Annotated in this window: 18 protein-coding genes; 12 read left to right on the top strand and 6 right to left on the bottom strand. The window is 73.7% G+C overall.

Annotated elements, in window-relative coordinates; genetic code table 11:
- The first annotated feature begins 45 nt into the window (after positions 1-45).
- The 5 genes from QSK03_RS26130 to phtC are packed head-to-tail and all read left to right on the top strand — an operon-like array spanning position 46 to position 3,703.
- Complete coding sequence (locus QSK03_RS26130; protein WP_285658223.1) at positions 46-1,413, top strand: aromatic ring-hydroxylating dioxygenase subunit alpha; 1,368 nt, start codon at positions 46-48, stop codon at positions 1,411-1,413.
- Entirely contained in the window at positions 1,410-1,982 is a 573-nt protein-coding gene (locus QSK03_RS26125; protein ID WP_285658222.1) for a 3-phenylpropionate/cinnamic acid dioxygenase subunit beta, read from the top strand. Before QSK03_RS26130 ends, QSK03_RS26125 begins: the two co-directional genes overlap by 4 nt.
- A complete protein-coding gene (locus QSK03_RS26120; RefSeq protein ID WP_285658220.1) occupies positions 1,979-2,224 on the top strand; it encodes a dihydrodiol dehydrogenase in 246 nt (81 codons plus the stop codon). Before QSK03_RS26125 ends, QSK03_RS26120 begins: the two co-directional genes overlap by 4 nt.
- Positions 2,217-2,993, top strand: coding sequence for a 3-(cis-5,6-dihydroxycyclohexa-1,3-dien-1-yl)propanoate dehydrogenase (gene hcaB / locus QSK03_RS26115; RefSeq protein ID WP_285658218.1), 777 nt, complete (start codon positions 2,217-2,219; stop codon positions 2,991-2,993). Before QSK03_RS26120 ends, hcaB begins: the two co-directional genes overlap by 8 nt.
- Entirely contained in the window at positions 2,990-3,703 is a 714-nt protein-coding gene (gene phtC / locus QSK03_RS26110; RefSeq protein ID WP_285658216.1) for a 3,4-dihydroxyphthalate decarboxylase, read from the top strand. Before hcaB ends, phtC begins: the two co-directional genes overlap by 4 nt.
- Before the next feature lie 45 nt (positions 3,704-3,748).
- Here phtC and QSK03_RS26105 read toward each other — a convergent pair whose 3' ends face one another.
- From QSK03_RS26105 to QSK03_RS26090, 4 genes are read right to left on the bottom strand one after another with little or no spacing between them, the layout of a single operon-like run.
- On the bottom strand, positions 3,749-4,879 hold the full coding sequence (locus QSK03_RS26105) for a cobalamin-independent methionine synthase II family protein (protein ID WP_285658214.1): 1,131 nt from the start codon (positions 4,877-4,879) through the stop codon (positions 3,749-3,751).
- On the bottom strand, positions 4,876-6,018 hold the full coding sequence (locus QSK03_RS26100) for an LLM class flavin-dependent oxidoreductase (RefSeq protein ID WP_285658212.1): 1,143 nt from the start codon (positions 6,016-6,018) through the stop codon (positions 4,876-4,878). The genes QSK03_RS26105 and QSK03_RS26100 overlap by 4 nt, the downstream gene beginning before the upstream one ends.
- Positions 6,019-6,034: 16 nt before the next feature.
- Positions 6,035-7,465 (bottom strand): aldehyde dehydrogenase family protein, encoded by a 1,431-nt coding sequence (locus QSK03_RS26095; RefSeq protein WP_285658333.1) that lies wholly within the window; start codon positions 7,463-7,465, stop codon positions 6,035-6,037.
- A gap of 2 nt (positions 7,466-7,467) precedes the next feature.
- Complete coding sequence (locus tag QSK03_RS26090; RefSeq protein ID WP_285658210.1) at positions 7,468-8,163, bottom strand: class II aldolase/adducin family protein; 696 nt, start codon at positions 8,161-8,163, stop codon at positions 7,468-7,470.
- 129 nt (positions 8,164-8,292) lie between these two features.
- On the opposite strand from QSK03_RS26090, the gene QSK03_RS26085 reads away from it, so the two are divergent.
- Positions 8,293-9,066 carry an IclR family transcriptional regulator gene (locus tag QSK03_RS26085; protein WP_285658208.1) on the top strand — a complete coding sequence of 258 codons (774 nt, stop codon included), beginning with the start codon at positions 8,293-8,295 and terminating at the stop codon, positions 9,064-9,066.
- Between the two features lie 14 nt (positions 9,067-9,080).
- On the opposite strand, the gene QSK03_RS26080 is transcribed toward QSK03_RS26085, so the two are convergent.
- Both QSK03_RS26080 and QSK03_RS26075 read right to left on the bottom strand, forming a co-directional pair.
- Positions 9,081-9,563, bottom strand: a complete 483-nt coding sequence (locus QSK03_RS26080) for a pyridoxamine 5'-phosphate oxidase family protein (RefSeq protein WP_285658206.1) — start codon at positions 9,561-9,563, stop codon at positions 9,081-9,083.
- Between the two features lie 329 nt (positions 9,564-9,892).
- On the bottom strand, positions 9,893-10,621 hold the full coding sequence (locus QSK03_RS26075) for an IclR family transcriptional regulator (protein ID WP_352232047.1): 729 nt from the start codon (positions 10,619-10,621) through the stop codon (positions 9,893-9,895).
- 57 nt (positions 10,622-10,678) lie between these two features.
- Between QSK03_RS26075 and QSK03_RS26070 the strand changes: the two genes are divergently transcribed.
- From QSK03_RS26070 to QSK03_RS26045, 6 genes are all read left to right on the top strand, one after another.
- Positions 10,679-12,574, top strand: coding sequence for an FAD-dependent monooxygenase (locus tag QSK03_RS26070; RefSeq protein ID WP_285658202.1), 1,896 nt, complete (start codon positions 10,679-10,681; stop codon positions 12,572-12,574).
- A gap of 118 nt (positions 12,575-12,692) precedes the next feature.
- Complete coding sequence (locus tag QSK03_RS26065) at positions 12,693-14,801, top strand: hydantoinase/oxoprolinase family protein (protein ID WP_285658200.1); 2,109 nt, start codon at positions 12,693-12,695, stop codon at positions 14,799-14,801.
- A gap of 3 nt (positions 14,802-14,804) precedes the next feature.
- Positions 14,805-17,111: a hydantoinase B/oxoprolinase family protein gene (locus QSK03_RS26060; RefSeq protein WP_285658198.1), complete on the top strand. Its 2,307-nt coding sequence runs from the start codon at positions 14,805-14,807 to the stop codon at positions 17,109-17,111.
- An 8-nt stretch (positions 17,112-17,119) separates the two neighbouring features.
- Positions 17,120-18,739, top strand: coding sequence for an FAD-dependent monooxygenase (locus QSK03_RS26055; RefSeq protein ID WP_285658195.1), 1,620 nt, complete (start codon positions 17,120-17,122; stop codon positions 18,737-18,739).
- On the top strand, positions 18,736-20,391 hold the full coding sequence (locus tag QSK03_RS26050) for a (2,3-dihydroxybenzoyl)adenylate synthase (protein WP_285658193.1): 1,656 nt from the start codon (positions 18,736-18,738) through the stop codon (positions 20,389-20,391). Before QSK03_RS26055 ends, QSK03_RS26050 begins: the two co-directional genes overlap by 4 nt.
- Positions 20,388-21,137 carry a maleate cis-trans isomerase family protein gene (locus QSK03_RS26045; RefSeq protein ID WP_285658191.1) on the top strand — a complete coding sequence of 250 codons (750 nt, stop codon included), beginning with the start codon at positions 20,388-20,390 and terminating at the stop codon, positions 21,135-21,137. The genes QSK03_RS26050 and QSK03_RS26045 overlap by 4 nt, the downstream gene beginning before the upstream one ends.
- Positions 21,138-21,141: the final 4 nt, after the last annotated feature.

Below are 21,141 nucleotides of genomic sequence, written 5' to 3'. Positions count from 1 at the left end.
TCTCCTGAGAGGAAAGACCCTCTGCTGAGCAGAGAAGAGGTCGGAATGGGTGACCAGACGGCGGTCCTCGAGGACGTCCGGCGGGGGATGGTGCCCGCGCACATCTACAACGACGACGAGATCTTCGCGCTCGAGCGCGAGCGGGTGTTCGGGCGCTCGTGGGTGTTCGTCGCCCACGAGTCGGAGATCCCCCGGCCCGGCGACTACGTCGTGCGCCGCGTCGTCGAGGACTCGTTCATCGTCAGCCGCGACGAGTCCGGCGTCGTGCGGGCCATGTTCAACATGTGCCTGCACCGCGGGATGCAGGTCTGCCGCGCCGAGATGGGCAACGCGTCGCACTTCCGCTGCCCGTACCACGGGTGGTCGTACCGCAACGACGGCCGGCTCGTCGGCCTGCCGTTCCACGGCGAGGCCTACGGGGGCGAGGAGGGCTTCCGCCGGAAGGGCCAGACGCTGCTGCCCGCGCCGTCGCTGGGCGTCTACAACGGCCTGGTCTTCGTCAGCCTCGACCCGGACGCGCCGCCCCTGCGCGAGTACCTCGGCGACTTCGCGTTCTACCTCGACCTCTACACGCAGCAGAGCCTCGAGGGCATCGAGCTCGTCGGCCCGCAGCGCTGGCGGGTCAAGGCGAACTGGAAGATCGGCGCGGAGAACTTCGCCGGCGACAGCTACCACACCCCGCACACGCACTCGAGCGTCGTGGAGATCGGCCTGTTCCGGGAGCCGAAGGCGTCCAAGCGCAAGGAGGGGGCGCTCTACTGGGCGGGCTCCGGCGGCGGGACGACCTACAAGCTGCCGCCCGGCACGCTCGACGAGCGGCTGCGCTACGTCGGCTATCCCGACGAGATGATCACGCGGATGCGCGCGACGTGGAGCGACGCGCAGCTGCGGATGGTCGGCGACGACGGCTTCATGGTGTCGGCGGCCTCGGTGTTCCCGAACCTGAGCCTCGTGCACAACTGGCCGAAGGTCACCGGCGGCGAGGACGACGAGGTCGTGCCCTTCATCTCGCTGCGCCAGTGGCAGCCCGTGTCGGCCGACGAGACCGAGGTGCTCTCGTGGTTCGCGGTCGACCGGAACGCCCCGGAGCGCTTCAAGGAGCTGTCCTACAAGGCGTACCTCATGTGCTTCGGGTCGACGGGGATGTTCGAGCAGGACGACGTCGAGAACTGGGTGTCGATCACCTCGACGGCGGCCGGCTCGATGGCCCGCCGGCTGCGTCTCAACAACCGCATGGGCCTGCTCGCCGACGACAAGCCGGTCTCGCCGCCGCTCGCCCACTTCTCCGGGCCGGGCGTCGCCTACGTCGGCTTCGGCGAGTACAACCAGCGCGCCATGCTGCGGGCGTGGGCCGACGCCCTCGAGACCCCGCCGCCCGAACCGGGTCCCGTCGACCTCGGAGGTGTGACGTGAGCACGCTCGCCCCGACGCCGCGCACGATCAACCGCTGCCTGCCCTTCGGCGACGCCCGCCACCTCGAGGCGCACCAGTTCCTCGTCGACGAGGCGGCGCTGCTCGACACCCAGGACTACGACACCTGGCTGTCGCTGCTCACCGAGGACGTCCGCTACCTCGCGCCGGTGCGCGTCACCACCGCCCGCGGCGCCGGCTTCGACACCGCGCCCGGCATGGCGCACTTCGACGAGGACCACTACGCGCTCTCGCGCCGCGTCGCGCGCTTCGCCACCGAGCACGCGTGGACCGAGGACCCGCCCTCGCGCCTGCGTCACCACGTGTCGAACGTCCGCACGTTCGCCCTCGACCACACCGACGACGAGGTGATCGTCGAGTCCGCGGTCCTGCTGTTCCGCAGCCGCGGCGACGTCCGCGAGCCCTCGATCATCTCGGCGGGCCGGGAGGACCGGCTGCGCCGCGACCCCGCCCGCCGCGTCCCGTCGGTCGGGCACTGGATGCTCGCCGCGCGCACGGTCAGCCTCGACGAGTCCGTGCTGCGGACCCAGAACCTGGCGATCTTCCTGTGAGCGGGCGGGAGGACGCGGAGGACCCGGAGCCGATCGTCCTGGCCAACGAGTTCGCCGAGGTCCGCGTGCGGCGGGTGGCGACGCGCAACGGCGCGCGGCTGCTGATCGAGTCGCCGCGCTCGGGGCAGTGGGTGTCGCTGTGCCCGCTCGAGCTGGAGGCGCTGACCTGGCAGTCCGACGACGTGTTCTCGGCGATGATCGGCAACCCGTACGGACCGCTGCTGACCGACGACGATGACTGACTGGCTCGCGGGCCGGCGGGCGCTGGTCGTCGGGGCCGGGTCGGGGATCGGGCGCGCGGTGGTCGACGCGTTCGGCGCCGAGGGCGCGTGCGTCGCGGCGCTGGAGAAGGACCCGGACAAGGCCGACGCCCTCCGCACGGCCGGCGTCCCCGTCGTCACCGGCGACGCCACCACGCGCGCGGACAACGAGCGGGCGGTCGCCGCGACCGTCGAGGCCCTCGGCGGCCTCGACGTGTTCGTCAGCTGCGTCGGGATCTTCGACTTCTACCGCGGTCTCGGCGACCTCGACGCCGACGTCATCGACGACGCCTTCGCCGAGATGTTCGCGGTCAACGTCAAGAGCCACCTGCACGGCGTCAAGGCCGCGCTGCCGCAGCTGCGCGCGCAGCGTGGATCGGTCGTGCTGACGACCTCGACCTCGGCGCACCACCCGGGTCGCGGCGGGGTGCTCTACGTGGCGTCGAAGTTCGCGGTGCGCGGGCTCGTCATCAGCCTCGCCCACGAGCTCGCGCCCGCGGTGCGCGTCAACGCCGTCGCCCCCGGCGGGACGCTGCACACCGACCTGCGGGGCGCGGCCAGCCTCGGGCTCGACCGGGAACGGCTGGACGGCCCGGACCGCGCCGCCGCCCTGGCCGCCCGCACGCCACTGCAGGTCGCGCTGTCGGGCGCCGACCACGCCTGGAGCTACGTCTACCTCGCGAGCGAGCGCGCGCGGGGGATCACCGGCGAGGTCAGCCACCCCGACGGCGGGATCGGGGTGAAGGGGTGACGCTCGACGCCGAGCGCGAGCTGATCGCCACCGCCTGCCGCGTCCTCGCCCACCGCGGCCTCGCGCCGGGCTACCTCGGCCACGTCAGCCTGCGGGTCGACGACGCGACCTGCCTGGTGCGCTGCCGCGGCCCCGAGGAGCGGGGGCTCGCGTTCACCGAGCCCGGCGACGTGCGGCTCGTGACCCTGGACGGCGAGTTCGCCGACGGCCCGGCCGGCGGGTGGGCCGTGCCGGCCGAGCTCCCGCTGCACACCGAGGTGCTGCGCGCCCGCCCCGACGTGGCGGCCGTGGTGCACGCCCACCCGCCGTCGACCGTGGCCGCCGACCTCGCGGGCCTCGCGGTCCGCCCGATCGTCGGCGCCTTCGACATCCCCGGCGCGCACCTGGCCGCCGGCGGCGTGCCGGTGCACCCGCGGGCCGTGCTCATCCGTACCCGGGCGCTGGCGGCGGAGATGGTCGCGTCGCTGGGCGACCGCCCGGTCGTGCTCCTGCGCGGGCACGGCCTGACGGCGACCGGGTCCTCGGTGCCCGAGGCGGTGCTGCGCGCCCGCAGCGTCGACACCCTCGCCGCGATGGCGCTCGCGGTCGCCCAGGCCGGCGGCACGCCGCGCGACCTGCCCCCCGAGGACCTGGCGGAGCTCCCCGACCTCGGCGCCGGCTTCACCCACGACACCGCCTGGCGCCACGAGGTCGCGAGCCTCCCCATGTGAGCAGTTGGCGCCCCGATAGGGGCGCCAACTGCTCACGTACGCCGGTCAGCCCCAGACGAGCTCCGCCGCGCGGAGGAGGACGTCGAACTTGCGCCACTGGTCGTCGGCGGTGAGGTCGTTGCCCTCGAGCGTCGAGGCGAAGCCGCACTGCGGGCTGATCGCGAGCTGCTCGAGGGGGAGGTGACGGGTCGCCTCCTCGACCCGGCCGACCACCTCGTCGACCGTCTCCACCCGCGCCGACTTGGTGCTCACGACGCCCAGCACGACCACCGCGCCGGGCCGCACGAAGCGCAGGGGCTCGAACGTCCCCGCCCGGTCGGTGTCGTACTCGAGCAGGATCCGCTGGTGGGCGAGCCCGGAGAACAGCTGCTCGGCGATGGCGTCGTAGTGCCCCTCGCGGTGCCAGTGCCCCTGCTCGTTGCCGCGGCACACGTGCACGCCGAACGTCGTGTCCGGGAAGCCCGCCACCACCGCGTTCTCCGCCGCGAGCGTGCGGGTGAGCAGGTCGGCGGGATCGAGGCCCTTGGCCCGGAACCGCTCGATCGACGGGGCGTCGACGTAGGCGGTGAAGCCCGGCGCATCCATGTGGACGTACCGGCAGCCCGCGCCCACGAGGCCCGCGACGATGTCGCGCTCGACGGCGACGACGTCGTCGAGGAACGCCCACCGGTCCGGGTAGACGTCGCGGGAGCCCGCGGCGTCGAAGGTCTGGAACACGCGGTCGGGCCCCAGCACCGTCGACTTCACCGGTCGATCGGTGCACCCCTGCGCGAACCGGAACTCCTCGAGCGGCACGTTGCGCACCAGCCGCAGCGGCTCGGTGGCGACGGTGGCGCTCGCGGCCGACGGAGCCTCCGCCCGCTCCGGGGCGTCCCGGTCGAGCGCGCGGCGGGCGTGCGCCCGCCACAGGTTGTCGCCGAGCTCGGCGTAGCCCGCGACCTCGGCGAAGCTCTCCATGAACGTCGAGCGCCGGAACTCGCCGTCGGTGAGCACCGGCAGCCCGACCTTCTCCTGCTCGCCGAGCACGTCGCGGACCGCCTCGTCCTGCGCCGCGTGCAGCGCGGTGTCCTCGAGGTCCCCGCGGCGGTGCCGGGCGAACGCGTCGCCCAGCGCCGCGGGCCGGAGCAGGCTGCCGACGTTGTCCACCCGCAGCGTGTCGAGCGGACCACCCGTCACCGCAGGCCCGCCTCGACGATCATCGGGTAGACCTCCTGCTGGAAGCGCCGCATGTCCTGCACATAGCGGGGGAACGACAGGATGATGCCGTCGAGCCCGGTCGCCACGAGGTCGCCCAGCGCGCCGACGATCTGCTCGCCGGTCCCGACGATCGGGTAGCCCGCCCAGCCGGCGATGAAGTGGCGCTTCATGTCCTCGATGGTCGACAGGTCGTAGGACTGCGAGTTCACGCCGAGCGAGGTGACGAGGTTCGACGCCGCCTCCCAGTCGCCGAGCTCGTCGACGTAGTGGTGGAGGAACCGCTGCGCGTCGGCCTCGGTGTCGCCCTGCACGATGTAGGCGTTGATCCACACCTGGATCTCGCGCCCGTACTCGGTGCGGGCCAGCTCGCGGAACTGGTTGACCTTGTCCTTCATGCCCTCCGGGGTCTGGTTCTTGATATCGGAGGACGCGAAGACGACGTCGCAGTTCTTCGCCCCGAAGTGCCGGCCCTTGGGGGAGCTGCCGGCGTTCATCGTCACGGGGTACGGCGTCTGCACGGGCAGCGGCGAGATGCGCGCGTCGACGACGCGGTAGAACTCGCCGTCGTAGTCGAACGTCTCCTCGGCGGTCCACAGCCGCGTGACGATGTCGAACCACTCCTGCGACATGTCGTAGCGCTTGTCGTGCTCGAGCTGGGCGGCCCCGAACATCTCGATCTCGGGCGTGTGCCAGCCGGTGACGATGTTGAGCGCGACGCGGCCGTGCGTGATGTGGTCGACGGTCGCGGCCTGCTTCGCGGCCATCAGCGGGTGGATCGTCGGGACGTGGGAGGTGACGAACACGCCGGCCTCGCGGGTCGTGGCGCCGATGCCCGCGGCCCAGGTGAAGCACTCGAACCCGGTGCCGTTGAAGTTCGTCGGGCCGCCGAAGCCCCGCCAGCGCCCGACGGGCACGAGGGCCTCGAAGCCCATCTCGTCGCCCATCTGCGCGAGCGTCGACGTGTTCTCCCACGTCGCCTCGAGCGCACCCTCGACGGTCGAGATCGAGCACCCTCCCGACAGGTTCGTCGAGAACGTGCCGAGGTGGAGCTTGCGGTCGTTGTAGACGGGGTGCTTCGCCGCGCGCAGCTGGTCGGCGCGCGATTCGGTCGTGGTCATCGGGGTCCTCGGGTCGTCAGCGTCCGTAGTTGATGTGCACGTTCTTGAGCTGCGTGTACGAGAGGAGCTCGTCGACGTCCTCCTCGCGGCCGATGCCGCTGTCCTTGACCCCGCCGAAGGGCGTGCCGGGGACGTGGCGCCCGACCTCGTTGACCCAGACGTAGCCCGCCTCGAGCTCGTCGGCGAAGCGGTGCGCGGTGGCGAGGTCGCGGGTGAACACGCTCGCGGTCAGGCCCAGCGAGACGCCGTTCGCGATCCGCAGCGCCTCCTCGGCGTCGCCGAAGGGCATGACGGCGAGGACCGGCCCGAAGATCTCCTCCTGGGCCAGGCGCGACCCGGGGTCGACGCCGTCGAACACCGCCGGGCGGACGAACAGCCCGTCGCCCAGCGCCCCGTCGGTGACGCGGTCGCCGCCGGTGCAGAGCCGGGAGCCCTCGTCCTGGCCGAGGCGCACGTAGGACAGCACCTTGTCGAGCTGCCCGCGGTTGACGATCGCGCCGGTGTCGGCGTCGGGGTCGTCGGGCAGGCCGGGGCGCAGGGCGCCGACCTTCGCCACGAGCCGCTCGACGAAGGCGTCGTGGACGTCGCGGTGCACCACGACGCGCGAGAGCGAGCCGCACGACTGGCCCTGCCACGTGAAGTTCATGCCGCGCACGGCCGCCGCGACGACCGTGTCGAGATCGGCGTCGGGGAAGACGACCAGCGGGTTCTTGCCGCCCAGCTCGAGGGTGACGGTCTTGACGCCGACCTCGGCCGCCCGCCGCTGGATCGCGCGTCCCGTGGCGGCGGAGCCGGTGAACGCGAGCCGGCGGACCAGCGGGTGCGCCACCAGCGCGTCGCCGGCCTGCGCGCCCGTGCCGGTGACGACGTTGAGCACCCCCGGCGGCACGATGTCGGCGGCGAGCTCGCCCAGGCGCAGCGCCGAGAGGCTCGTGTACTCGCTCGGTTTGATCACCACGGCGTTGCCGGCCGCGATCGGCGCCGCGATCTTGGACGCCGCGAACATCAGCGGGTGGTTGAACGGGATCAGCCGGCCGACCACGCCGTAGGGGCGGCGCACGGAGTACGTCAGCGTGCCCGGCTCGCTCGGCACCGTGTCGCCGTGCATCTGGAGCGTCAGCCCGGCGTAGTAGCGCAGGTAGAACACGGCCATGTCGACGTCGCGGCGCATCTCGCGCAGCAGCGAGCCGTTGTCGTCGGCGTCGATGCGGGCGAACTCGTCGGCGTGCGCGGCGACGACGTCGGCCAGCGCGGTGAGCACCGCGGACCGCTCGCCCGGAGCGACCCGCCGCCAGGACTCCGCGGCGGCCGCGGCCGCGACGACGGCGTCGTCGACGTCGGTGGCCGACGCGTCCGGGAACGTCGCGAGCGAGCGACCCGTCGCCGGGTTCGGGGTGTCGATGACCGCGCCGTCGGAGGCCGGGCGGAGCTTGCCGTCGATCAGCATGGTCACGAGGACGCCTCCAGGGTGCGGACGAGGTGGTCCCACACCGCGGTCAGCGCGCCGCGGGAGTAGATGTGCTCGCGCTTGGCGAGCGACTCCTCCGGGCCGGACCAGGCCGGCCACCCGCCCGCGGAGTGGGTGAGGATCTGCTGGGCGCAGGCGCGCTCGAGCAGGACGGCCGTGACGACCGCGGTCGGCAGGTCCGGCCCGACGGTGACGATGCCGTGGTTGACGAGGAAGAGGGCGTTGTGGCCGCCGAGCGCCGCCGCGACGCGCTTGCCGAGCTCCTCGGTGAGGATCAGGTCGGCGGTGTCGGTGAAGCGCGGCACCTCCGGCGGCACGAAGTGGTTCGCCGCGTGGCTCACCGGCCGCAGGGCCTGGCCGGTCGCGGCGAGCGCGACGGCGTGGGGCGGGTGGGTGTGCACGACGCCGCCGACGTCGGGGCGGGCGGCGAGGACCTCGGTGTGGATCGGGTACTCGCTGTGCCGCTGGCCGCCCGAGCCGTCGACCACGGCGCCGGCGTCGTCGACGCAGTGCACCCGGTCGGCGGTGACCTCCGCGAGGCTCCACTCCGCGGTCTTGAGCCAGGCGCCGCGGCCGTCGGGGTCCCGCACCGAGGCGTGGCCCCAGATGAGGTCCGCGTGGCCGTTGGCCGCGAGCACCCGCGATGCGGTGGCGACCAGGTCCGCGATGTCCTGCATGCCTCTCCTCCGTCGTGCGACGTGGGTCACGTCCGCTCAGGAGAGTTGTAGTCCGTGGTGGAGACGGGTCGCGGGAGGATTCTGCTGAGAAGAACGGCGATCCGGACAGCGGGACCTTAGGATCGCCGCGTGGCGTCACCGGACGAGCGTCGGCCGCCGCAGTACCCGATCGAGGCCGTGGACCGGACGCTGCGGGCCCTGACGCTGCTCGGCGAGCGCCCGGAGGTGCGGCTCTCCGAGGTCCGCGCCCACCTCGACGTCGGCCAGTCCACGGCGCACCGGCTGATGGCGATGCTCGTGTTCCACGGGTTCGCGGTGCAGGACCCGGCCTCGCGCACGTACCGCGCCGGGTCCGCGCTCGCCGACCTCGGGATCCGCGCGCTGCGCGCCGACCTGTGGCCGGTCGCGCGCCCGACCCTCGTCGCGCTGGCCGCGTCGAGCGGCGAGACCGTGCACCTGGGGCGGCTCGAGGGGACGACGCTGCGCTACCTCGACGCCGTCGAGAGCGAGGCGATGCTGCGGATCGGCTCGCGCGCCGGGCGCACCAACCCCGCGCACGCCACCAGCCTCGGCAAGGCGATGCTCGCCGAGCGTTCCGACGCCGAGATCCTCGCGCTGTACCCGGACCGCGAGCTCGAGCGCGTCACGGACCGCACGACGGCCGACCGCGACGCCCTGCTCGCCGAGCTGGCCGCCATCCGCGCCCGGGGCTGGGCCCGCAACGACCAGGGCGCCGAGCGCGGCGTCTGCTCGGTGGGCATGGCGGTGGTGCACCCGGTGCGCGGGCTGCTCGGCGCGCTGTCCATCGCGACCCCGAGCGCCCGCTCCGACGCGGGCACCGAGGAGAAGCACGCGGCGCTGCTCGGTGACGCCGTGCGGGCGGTGCTGGCCGCGCTGCCGTAGACCTGCCGTCGCGATCAGGCACCCAGCTCGGCCAGGAACCGCGGCACGCGACCGCTGCCGAACTCGAAGTAGCGCGCCCAGCGGGGAACGATCGTGATGCGGACCATCTGCCGGTACAGCGCCCGCACCGCCTCCTCGAACCCCGCGTACTCCTCGCCCGACATGCCCTTCGCCGCCGCGGCGAGGTACTCGGGCGCGACGCCGTCGACGGTCTCGAGGGTCGCGGTGCCGCGCACCGAGACGCTCCGGGCCGTCGCGGGCGTGTCGCCGGCGTCGACCACCAGGGCCACCTCGGGACGCTTCGCCAGCGCGCGGGCCTTCGGCGAGGTCGGGACCGTGCAGACGACGATCGCCGTCCCGGTCCACAGGAACCCGATCGGGATCACGCGTGGCAGCCCGTCGGCGCCGGTGTAGGCGAGGCGGGTCAGCTGCCCGGTCTCCAGCAGGTCCCGGGCGCCCGGCTGGCCCAGCTCGGTCGCGACGTCGTGCTCATCCATGGTGGTTCCTCTCCGCGTGCGGCTCTGACGTCCCGGGGACGGAGCCGGCGCCGCGTTCTCGACACGACCGGCACTCCGGGATGCCGGCCGGCTCGTGAGAGCTGCGCGGCGTACCTCTCGCGTCGACCGCATCCCGCGGGCCCGAGATCAGGAGCGCGTCATCCACCCTTGGTCGTGCTCGGGCGTGGATGACGCGCTCTTGATCTCCGGGGACGGGCGTCGGCTCGTGGGCACCGAGCCGGCCGAGAACGGTCCGGCACGATCAGGGGCGCCTGAGGCACCTCCGGCGGCGCGCCGAGGTGCGTGGCGCGCTCCTGATCTCCCGACGATCAGCCCGGGGCGGCGAGGTCCCGCCCGATCCGCCGCGCCGTGGCGGTCAGCAGCGCGGCCCACTCGGTGAGACGTCGGCGCTCGTAGCGCGCGGTGGGCATCGAGATCGAGATGGCGCCCGCCGAGCCGCCGGGCACCGCCGCGCCGACCGCGGTCACCCCGGTCTCGGTCTGCTGGTCGTTGAGCGCGAAGCCCTGCCGGCGGATGCGGCGCAGGTCGCGGACGAGCGCCTCGACGTCGTCGACGGGAGAGTCCGGGCCGGCGTAGAGCGCGCGGACGTCCTCCTCGTCGCGGGTGGCCAGGGCGGCGCGCCCGCCCGAGGCCAGGTGGGCGGGCAGGATGCGCCCGCCGCGGTCGCCGACGCGCAGCACCTGGCCGCACTCCACCGAGGCCACGAACCGCGCCTGGTCGCCGACCACGAGCAGGAGGTTCGTGGTCTCGCCGACCCGCTCGGTCAGCTCCTCGAGGTGCGGCAGGGCGGCGCGGCGCAGGTCGGCGGCCGGTTCGGGCAGGGCCTGGCGGCGCAGCACCGGACCCGCGACGTAGCGGCGCTCCTCGTCCTGCTCGGCGAAGTCGCGGTAGACGAGCATCGCCAGCAGCCGGTGGGCCGTCGAGCGCGCGACGCCGAGCCGTTCGGCGGCGTCGCGCAGCCGCAACGGGCCCTCCTGCTGCAGCAGCGTCGCCAGGTGCAGCGCGTGATCCACCGACTGGATCCCGTAGGAGGGCATGTTCTTCACAGCAGAAGGCTAGCGTCCCGCGCTGCGGAATTTCCCTATTCTGCCGTCATGGCCCAGTTCTACGTCGACGGCTACCGCGCCGGCGACCCGTTCGTCGCCGACCCGCACCCCGCGGTGGCGGAGCGCCCGGACGGCCTGCCGGAGACCGCGGACGTGCTGATCGTCGGCTGCGGGCCCGCGGGGCTGGTGCTCGCCGCGCAGCTCGCGCAGTTCCCCGAGCTGCGCACCGTGGTCGTCGACCGGCACGAGGGTCCCCTGCAGGTCGGGCAGGCCGACGGGGTCGCGTGCCGGACCGTCGAGATCTTCGAGGCGTTCGGCCTCGCCGACCGGGTGGTCGCCGAGGGGTACCGGGTCAACGAGGTCGCGTTCTGGCGCCCCGATCCCGACGATCCGTCGCGCATCGTGCGGACCGGGCGCGTGCAGGACGTCGAGGACGACCTCTCGGAGATGCCGCACGTCATCGTCAACCAGGCCCGGATGCTGGCCTACCTGCGCGAGCACATGGCGCGCTCGGCGGCGCGCCTGACGCCCCACTACGGGCTGGCGCTGACCGGCCTGACGGTCGGCGAGGACGACGTGACGGTGACCCTGGCGCACCGGGCGGACGGCACCGAGACCGGCGAGACCTCGACGATCCGCGCGCGCTACGTCGTCGGGTGCGACGGGGCCCGCAGCGCCACCCGCGAGGCGATCGGGCGCCGGCTCGTCGGCGACGCCACGGACGTCTCGTGGGGCGTGATGGACGTCCTGGCGGTCACCGACTTCCCCGACATCCGCCTGAAGTGCCCCATCCAGTCCGCGACCGAGGGCAGCCTGCTGATCATCCCGCGGGAGGGCGGCTACCTGGTCCGGCTCTACATCGAGCTCGACAACGAGCGCGACGCCGCGATGCTGCGCGAGCGCAGCGTCACCCCGGAGAAGCTCGCCGCCGTCGCCAACCGGATCCTCCACCCGTACACGCTGGAGGTGCGCGACGTCGGGTGGTCGTCGTACTACGAGGTCGGCCAGCGGCTGTGCGCCCGGTTCGACGACACCCCCGACGACACCCCCGACGACACCGACGGCGACGACGTCGAGCCCCGCGTCTTCATCGCCGGCGACGCCTGCCACACCCACAGCGCGAAGGCCGGCCAGGGCATGAACGTCTCGATGGCCGACGCGTGGAACCTGGGGTGGAAGCTCGCCGGCGTCCTGCGGGGCACGGCCCGCCCGGAGCTGCTGGGGACCTACTCGCGCGAGCGCCAGGCCGTCGCGCAGGAGCTGATCGACTTCGACCGCGAGTTCGCCGCGATGTTCTCCGGGCACGGCCGGGACGACGCCGGCGAGCCCGACCCCGAGAAGTTCCAGCGCTACTTCCGCGACCAGGGCCGCTTCACCGCAGGCGTCGCCGTCCGGTACGCCCCCTCGATGATCACCGGGGACGCGACGTCCCAGCACCTCGCGACCGGCCTGGAGATCGGCACCCGCTTCCACTCCGCACCGGTCGTCCGGCTCGCCGACGCCCGCCCGCTGCACCTCGGGCACGTCGCCCGCGCCGACGGGGCGTGGCGGCTCCACCTCTTCGCCGACCGGAGCCGGGCGCGCCTGGACGCCCTGTGCGACCGGCTCGTCCCGATCATCGCCCGCTTCACCCCGCCCGGTGCCGAGCCCGACGCCGTCGTCGACGTCCGTGCCGTGCTCCAGCAGCACCACCGCGAGGTCTCCGTCGCCGACCTGCCTCCCGCGCTCCTGCCCCGCAAGGGCCGCTTCGGGCTGATCGACTACGAGAAGGTCTTCTGCCCCGACCCCGCGGCGCCCGACGTCTTCGACCTGCGCGGCATCGACCGCGACGCCGGTGCCGCCGTGCTCGTGCGCCCCGACCAGTACGTGGCCCACGTGCTGCCGCTCGACGGTCACGAGGGGCTCGCCGCCTTCCTCGGCGGCGTCCTGCGGGAGGCCCGGTAGCGGTTCGGCCTCCTCGCGGGCCCGCCTCTTGACGATGTCGTCCTGACCGTCTAAAAATCGACGCTATCGTCAAACGCGTGGCCCGGGTCACGCGCGGAACTCAGCGAGGAGCAGGCGCATGGCCTACGTGATCGGCGTGGACGTGGGCGGGACCTTCACGGACGCGGTGCTCGACGACGACTCCGGGTCCGTCATCGCCGCCAAGGCCCCGTCGACCCCTCCGGACTACTCACGGGGCGTGCTCGACGTCCTGGAGCAGCTCGCCGAGCAGCTGGGGCGGTCGGTGGAGGAGATGCTCGCCGACACCCACCACGTCGCCCACGGCACGACGTCGAGCCTGAACGCGCTCGTGACCCGCCAGGTCCCCGACGTCGGGTTCCTCACCACCAAGGGCCACCGCGACTCGATCTTCATCATGAACGTCGAGGGCCGCTACCTCGGCCGGAGCCCGCACGAGCTGCAGCACGTCCTCGCCCAGGACAAGGACCACCACCTGCTGGGGAAGCGGCACGCCCTCGAGGTCACCGAGCGCGTCGACCGCGACGGCAACGTCATCGTCGCGCTCGACGAGGACGAGGTCCGCCGACAGGTCGAGGCGCTCCGGGCCGACGGCATCCGGGCCATCGCCGTCTCGCTGCTCTGGGCGTTCCGCAACCCCGTCCACGAGCGCCGGGTCCGCGAGATCGTCCACGAGATCGACCCCGAGGTCTACGTCGCGCTGTCCAGCGAGGTGAGCCCCCGCATCCGCGAGTTCGCCCGCCACTCCACGACCATCATGAGCACGCAGGTCGGGCCCGGGCTGCGCGACTACCTGACCAACCTCGAGGCGAGCCTCAAGCAGCGGGGGATGACCGGCCCGCTGCTCGTCATGCAGTCCAACGGGGGCGCCGTGGCCGCCTCCGAGGCGCCGGCGCAGGCCATCTCCACCGTGGGGTCGGTGCTCACCGGCGGCGTCGTCGGCTCCGGCCAGCTCGGTCGCAGGCTCGGCCACCGGAACATCATCTCCACCGACGTCGGCGGCACGACGTTCCTCGTCGGGCTCATCGTCGACGGCGAGCCCGAGCGCGACACCACGACCGTCATCAACCACCACCCGATCAACGTCCCGACCCTCAAGGTGCACGCCATCGGCTCCGGGGGCGGCGCCATCGCGTGGGTCGACCCCGGTGGCAACCTGCGCATCGGCCCGCACAGCGCCCAGGCCGTGCCCGGCCCGGCCTGCTACGACCAGGGCGGCACGGAGCCGACCAACACCGACGCCAACCTCGTCCTCGGCATCCTCCCGGCGTCGGGGCTGCTCGGTGGCCGCAAGGCACTCGACGTCGACAAGGCGCGCGAGGCGATCCGGACGAGGATCGCCGAGCCGCTCGGGCTCTCCGTCGAGGACGCGGCCGCCGCGATCCACGCCGCGCAGAACGCCCAGACCGGCGACCTGCTGCGCAAGAGCGTCGTCGAGGCGGGCCACGACCCGCGCGAGTTCGTGCTCTACGCCTTCGGCGGCTCCGGCCCCGCGTTCTGCGCGAAGTACGCGACCCACCTCGGCGTCTCCGAGGTGGTGGTCCCGCTCGGCCCGGTCGCCTCGGCGTTCTCCGCGTACGGCCTCGCGGCGTCCGACATCGCGCTCGCCGGAGAGCTCTCCGACCCCGCCCAGCTCCCGGTCGACCCGGTGCGCGCGGAGAAGAACTTCGCGCAGCTCTCCGACCAGGTCCGCCAGGGCCTCGACCGGCAGGGCCTGAAGTTCGACCGCGTCGAGATCGTGCGCGAGGTCGACATGCGCTACGCCATGCAGCTCGCCGAGGTCACCGTCGGCGTCGGCGACGGCCCGCTCGACGAGAACGCGATGAACGACGCCGCGCAGCGGTTCGAGCAGAAGTACGCCGACCTCTACGGCCAGGGCTCCGGGTTCAGCGCCGCCGGCATCCAGGCCATCACCTACCGCGTCCGTGGCCGCGGCGTGCTCCCGTTCAGTCCCGAGCTGCCCCCGCTCGGGGCGGCCGACGGCGAGCCGCCCGTCAGCAGCCGGCGTCCCGTCTACCTCGAGATCGGGCAGGGCTTCGTCGACACCCCGATCTACGACTACACCGCCCTGCGCGCCGGCCACGTCGTCACGGGCCCGGCGGTCATCGAGGTGCCGACGACGACCGTCGTCGTCCCCGACGGACGCACCGGCACCGTCGACGACCTCGGCAACCTGCACATCACGCACACCCAGCAGACCGGAGCCTGAGCGATGACCATGGCCGTCCCCGGCTCCGAGAGGTTTTCGAGCCGCCCGATCGACCCCGCCACGCTGGCCGGGCAGCTGCCGGAGAACCTGCCGGTCCACACCGTCACCCAGGAGCAGGTCGACGCGGTCGACCCGCTGACCTACGAGGTCATCCGCCACCGCCTCTGGTCGGTCACCGAGGAGATGGGCGAGGCGCTCAAGCGCATGTCCGGCTCGCCGATCGTCACGGACGCGAACGACTTCGACTTCGCGGTCAGCGACGAGCTCGGCCAGGAGGTGCAGGTCGGGCTCTACAACACGATGCTCGTCGGCGCCGTCGACCTCGCCATCTACTGGACGCTGCAGCACCGTGCGACCAACCCCGGCATCGCCGAGGGCGACATGTTCCTCACCAACGACCCGTGGGTCGGCGGCGGGCTGCACCAGAACGACGCGATGGTCTACCAGCCGGTGTTCTGGGAGGGGAAGCTCTTCGGCTGGACCTCCGCGATCGCCCACCAGCCCGACCTCGGCGGGGTCGGCCTCGGGTCGTTCTCCCCGGCCGCGCAGGACGTCTTCTCCGAGTCGCTGCCCACCCCGCCGATCAAGGTCGTGCGCGACGGGCTGCTGCAGGACGACGTCGCCGACGTCTGGGTCCGCCGCTCGCGCGTGCCGATGATGATCGGGCTCGACCTGCGCGCGAAGGTCGGCGCCAACACCGTCGGCCGCGACCGCCTCCTGGCCGTCATCGAGCAGTACGGCGCCGACACGGTCAAGGCCGTCATGAAGCGGATGATGGCCGACGCCGAGTCGCGCCTGCGGGGCAAGCTCACGACGCTGCCCGACGGCACCTGGCGGGCCACCGGCTACCAGGACCAGTCGCACACCGGCGACCGCGAGCTGCACAAGATCACGGTCGCGATGACGAAGGCCGACGACCACATCACCTTCGACTTCACCGGCACCGACCCGCAGTCCGGTGTCGTCAACTGCACCTACGCCGGCATGCGCGGCGGGGTGATGCTCGCGCTGCTGCCGATCCTCGCGGGCGACATCCCGTGGTCGGCCGGCGGGCTGATGCGCTGCTTCGACCTCGTGTCGGAGGAAGGCACGATCAACAACGCGAGCTTCCCGGCCGCCGTGGGCCGCGGGCCCATCGGTCCGGCCTGGCTGACCGGCAACCTCGTCGCCGAGTGCCTGTCCCAGATGCTCGACCAGGCGCCGACCCTGGACGCGCACGTCCAGGCCACGTGCTGCGGGACGTGGGACACCGCCGTCATCGCCGGGCTCGACCAGCGCGGCGCGGTCCCCACCCCGTTCCTGTCGATCATCATGGACCCGATGGCGGGCGGCTACGGCGCCCAGCCGCAGGCCGACGGCATGGACACCGGCGGGCTGTTCTGCATCCCGCTCGGCCGCGTCCCCGACGTCGAGATGACCGAGTTCCTCTACCCGGTCCTCGCCCTGTGGCGCCGCGAGGAGCCGGACTCGGGCGGGCCCGGACGCCGGCGCGGCGGTGTCGGCGCGTCGCTCGCGATCACACCGCACGGCACGAGCTTCCCGATCGGGCTCGTCCTCGCCTCCAACGGCAAGGCGGTGAGCCAGAACAACGGGCTCGCCGGCGGCTACCCCGGCAACACCGGGGTCGAGTGGATCGCCCGCGGGGGCGACGTGAACCAGCTGCTCGGGGCCGGCCGGATGCCGACCGAGCTGGCCGACGTCGGCGGCACCGCCGAGCTCCAGCCCTGCTACGGCGAGACGTACGTGGCGCCCGGCGAGGTGTTCACCATGTTCTGGCAGGGCGGCGGGGGCTACGGCGACCCGCTGGTCCGCGACCCCGAGGACGTCGCCCGCGACGTGCGCGAGGAGAAGGTCACCGCGTCCACGGCCGAGCAGGCCTACGGCGTCGTGGTCGACGCGTCGGGCACGGTCGACACCGCGGCGACCGAGGCGCGGCGTGCCGCGCTGCGGGACGGCCGCCGGGCGCGGGCCGCGAGCGACGGCGACCGGTCCACCGTCGACCTCACCGGCAGCCGGCGCCTCGACGACAACCTGGTGGCGGTGGGCGACCAGGTGGCGTGCCGGCACTGCGCCACACTGCTCGGGTCGGGCGCGGTCGGCGAGCTCGACCTCGTGCGCTACGAGGGCCCGGTGTCCGACGCGGGCCCGCAGGTCGTCGACGGTGCGGGGGAGTACGTCGACCGGGAGGTGCACTTCCGGCAGTACTGCTGCCCGGGGTGCTTCACGGCCGTCTCGACCGCGGTCGTGCCGGTCGACCACGTCGACGACGTCACCCGCACCAGCCGCGTGCTCGCGGACGCCCGGCGGTAGGGCCCCGGATGCGACTGAACCGTGTCGCCGTGCTCGGCGGGGGACCGGGAGGTCTCTACGCCGCGCGGCTGCTGAAGCTCGCCCAGCCCGAGTGCGAGGTCGTGGTGCACGAGCAGGGCGTGCCCGACGAGACGTTCGGGTTCGGCGTCGGTCTCGCCGCGCGCACCCAGCGCCGGCTGGCCGAGGCCGACCCCGCCTCGCTCGACGACATCCTGGCCGCGTCCTGGTCCCACGACATGCGGATGCGCGTCGGGGGCCGCGAGGCGGGCATGAGCGTGGCGAGCCTCGTCGCGGTCGGACGCGCCGAGCTCCTGCGGGTGCTCCAGCGCCACGCCGAGAGCGCCGGGGTGAAGCTGGAGTTCGGGGTCCGGCGCTCGGCGGACGAGCTGGACGCCGACCTGGTGATCGCGGCGGACGGGGTCGGGAGCGCGACGCGTAGCGGGGCGGGCGCGGAGACGGGGTCCGGTACCGCCGGCGACTTCGGCGCCGAGGTCGAGACCGGCTCCGGCTGGTACCTGTGGGCCGGCGTGGACGTCGCGCTGCCGCACGCGCTGTTCGCGCCGGAGCCCACCGAGCACGGGGTGTTCGTGACGCACGCCTACCCCTACGCGCCCGACCGCAGCACGTTCCTCGTCGAGACCGACGAGGCGACGTGGCGGTCGGCGGGCTTCGACCGGACGACGGCGTCGCTGTCGCCCGACGAGTCCGACCAGGTGGCGCTCGACCACCTGTCCGACGTCTTCGCCGACCACCTCGGCGGCCACCGGCTGATCGGCAACCGGACGCGCTGGCTGCGGTTCCGGACGGTGCGGTGCGCGCGCTGGCACGCGGGTCGGGTGGTGCTGCTCGGCGACGCCGCGCACACCGCGCACTACTCGGTGGGCTCGGGCACGAAGCTCGCGATGGAGGACGCGATCGCGCTGGTCTCCTCGCTGCAGGAGGCCGACGACGTCGAGCAGGCGCTGACCGCCTACGAGGAGGCCCGCCGCCCGGCGGTGGAGCGCATCCAGCACATCGCGGAGCGCTCCCGCCGCTGGTGGGAGACGTTCCCGCAGCGCCTCGACCTGCCCGTCGAGCAGCTGCTCGTCGCCTACATGAGCCGCGCGGGCAACGTGCCCCTGGAGCGGTTCGCCGCCGGGACGCCCGGGGTCGTGACGTCGGCCCTGCAGCAGTGGGCGGGCGAGGAGCCGCCGGCCGAGGTAGCCGAGGGCGGGGGATCGCTCGTGGAGTGGGCGCTCGAGCGGGCGCTGCGCGCGTCCGCGCCGGGGCAGGAGCCCGACCCCGCCGCGGCGGACGGCCCGGTGGGGGCTTGGGGGTTCGACGCGCGGATCGTCGCCGACGACCCGGAGGCGCTCGGCGCGACCGTGCTCGACCTCGGGACCGACGCGCGGCCGTCCGGGTCCGAGCGGGCCGTCGAGGACGCCGTCCGCCGGGGGTCGGCCGTGATCGACACGGTGTGGCTGACCGGCGGCGACGACCGCTCCAGCGTCCTGACCCGCCTCGAGGTCGCCGAGCGGCTGCGCCGCTGCACGCCGGCCCTCGTGGTCGTCGCCGGGCCGCACGACCTGCGCGAGGACTTCGCCGACGGTCTCGTGGCCGACCGCACGCACCTGGTGGCCCTGCGATGACGGCGGGGACGAGCGCAGGGACGAGCGCAGGGACGAGCGCGGGGACGACGGCGGCCGGTTTCCCCGCCGAGCTCGCCGACCGCTACCGGGCCGAGGGTCTCTGGGGCACGCGCACGCTCGCCGAGGAGTTCCACGCCGTCGCCCGCGCGCACCCCGACCGCGACGCCGTCGTGGCGGCCCAGGGCCGGCTGACCTACGCCGAGCTGGACGAGCGCACCGACCGCGTCGCGGTCGGGCTCGCCGGTCTCGGCCTGCGACCGGGCGACCCTGTCATCGTGCAGGTCACCAACCGGCTCGAGACCGTCGTCGCCTGGTACGCGCTGCTCAAGGCCGGCCTGGTGCCGGTGGCGACCCTCGCCGCCCACCGCGGGCACGAGATCGCGCACATCAGCCGGGCGGTCGGCGCCCGCGCGCACCTGGTGGAGGCGGGGACCCGGGGCACCGACCTCGTCGCCTTCGCCCACGAGCAGGCCGTCGACCACCCGACGCTGCGCCACGTCCTCGTCCTCGGCGACCTGCCCACGGGCGACGTCGACGCGGACGAGGCCCGGCGACGCGTCGAGGAGATCCAGCACGGGATCGACCCCGACGACGTCGCGGTCTTCCAGCTCTCCGGCGGCACCACCGGGGTGCCGAAGCTGATCCCGCGGCCCCACGCCGAGTACTGGTACAACGCCCGCGCCTACGCGGAGGTCCTCGGCTGGACCGCGGACGACCGCGTCGGCCACCTCATCCCGGTGATCCACAACGCCGGGGTCGTGTGCGGGGTGCACGGGCCCCACACCGTCGGCGCCTGCCTCGTGCTCACCGACCACGACCTCGACACGGCGATGCCGCTGCTCGTGGCCGAGCGCGCCACCTCGGTGCTCTTCGGCCACGTGCACTACCGGGCACCCGAGCACCCGCTCTACGACGAGCTCGCGGCGACGCTGCGCGTCGTCGTGCTCTCCGGGGCGAAGGTCTCGGAGGAGCTGTTCGCCGCGGCCGGACAGGGCGGGGCGTGGGTCGGCCAGCTGTTCGGCATGGCCGAGGGCATGTTCCTGGTGACCCCGCGGGGCAGCTCCGCCGACCTGCGCCGCACCACGGTCGGCGTGCCGATCTCGCCGCTCGACGAGGCGCGGATCCTCGCGCCCGGCACCGAGGAGGAGGTCGCCGACGGCGAGGTCGGGGAGCTCTGCTGCCGCGGCCCGTACACCCTGCGCGGCTACCACGGGCTGGACCGGCCGGAGGCGTTCACCGCCGACGGCGCCTACCGCACGGGCGACCTCGCGGCCGTCCGCCTGCTGGACGGGTACCGCGCGATCTCCGTCGAGGGCCGCATCAAGGACCTCATCAACCGCGGCGGCGAGAAGATCAACGCCGAGGAGGTCGAGCTGCTGCTGCTCGCGCACCCCCACGTCGTCGAGGCGGCGCTCGTCGCGATGCCGGACCCGCGCCTCGGGGAGCGCGGGTGCGCGTACGTCGCCACCGACGGCACGCCGGTCACGCTCGCGGACCTGCAGGCGCACCTGACCGCCCTCGACGTCGCCAAGTTCAAGTGGCCGGAACGCGTGGAGCTCCGGGAAGCCCTGCCGCGCACGAAGGTCGGGAAGCTCGACAAGGTGGCCATGACAGCGGACATCGCCGCACGCCTGTCGGGAGAGGACACGTGAGCCACCACCGCATCGGGATGATCGTCCCCAGCTCCAACGTCACGGTGGAGACGGAGATCCCGGCCCTGCTCGCGCGGCACGCGAGCGCCACGTTCTCGTTCCACGGCAGCCGCATGCGGATGCACACGGTCTCGCCCGAGGAGCTCGTCGCGATGAACGCGCAGCGCGGCCGCTGCGGCGACGAGCTCGCCGACGCCGGCGTCGACGCCCTGCTCTACGCCTGCCTCGTCGCCGTCATGGCGCAGGGGCCGGGGGAGCACCGTCGCGTCGGGGCGGAGGTGGCCGGCCAGCTCGCCGGGCGCGGGCTGGACGCGGGGCTCGTGTCGAGTGCCGGTGCCCTGGTCGACGCGCTCGCGGCGGCCTCGCACGGCCGGGTCGCGCTGGTCATGCCCTACATGAAGCCGCTGGCGGCGCAGGTCGTCGCGTACCTGGAGGCCGAGGGCGTCGAGGTCGTCGACTGGGTGGCGCTCGAGGTCCCCGACAACGCCGACGTCGGCTGCATCCCCGGTGATCGCGTGGTCGCGGCCGCCCGCACGCTCGATCTCGGCCGCGCCGACGCCCTGGTGGTCTCCGCCTGCGTGCAGATGCCGTCGCTGCCCCTGGTGCCCGTGGTCGAGCGCGAACTCGGCCTCCCCGTGCTCTCCGCCGCCACGGCGGGGGCGTTCTGCCTGCTCCGCGCCCTCGGGCTGCCCACCGAGATCCCCGACGCCGGGTCGCTGCTCGGTGCTCCGGCCACCGTTTCCTGACCCC

The sequence above is a fragment of the Actinomycetospora sp. NBRC 106375 genome (assembly GCF_030269665.1).
In the GTDB taxonomy this organism is placed as follows: domain Bacteria; phylum Actinomycetota; class Actinomycetes; order Mycobacteriales; family Pseudonocardiaceae; genus Actinomycetospora.
This window is presented reverse-complemented; position numbering and strand designations above follow the sequence as displayed.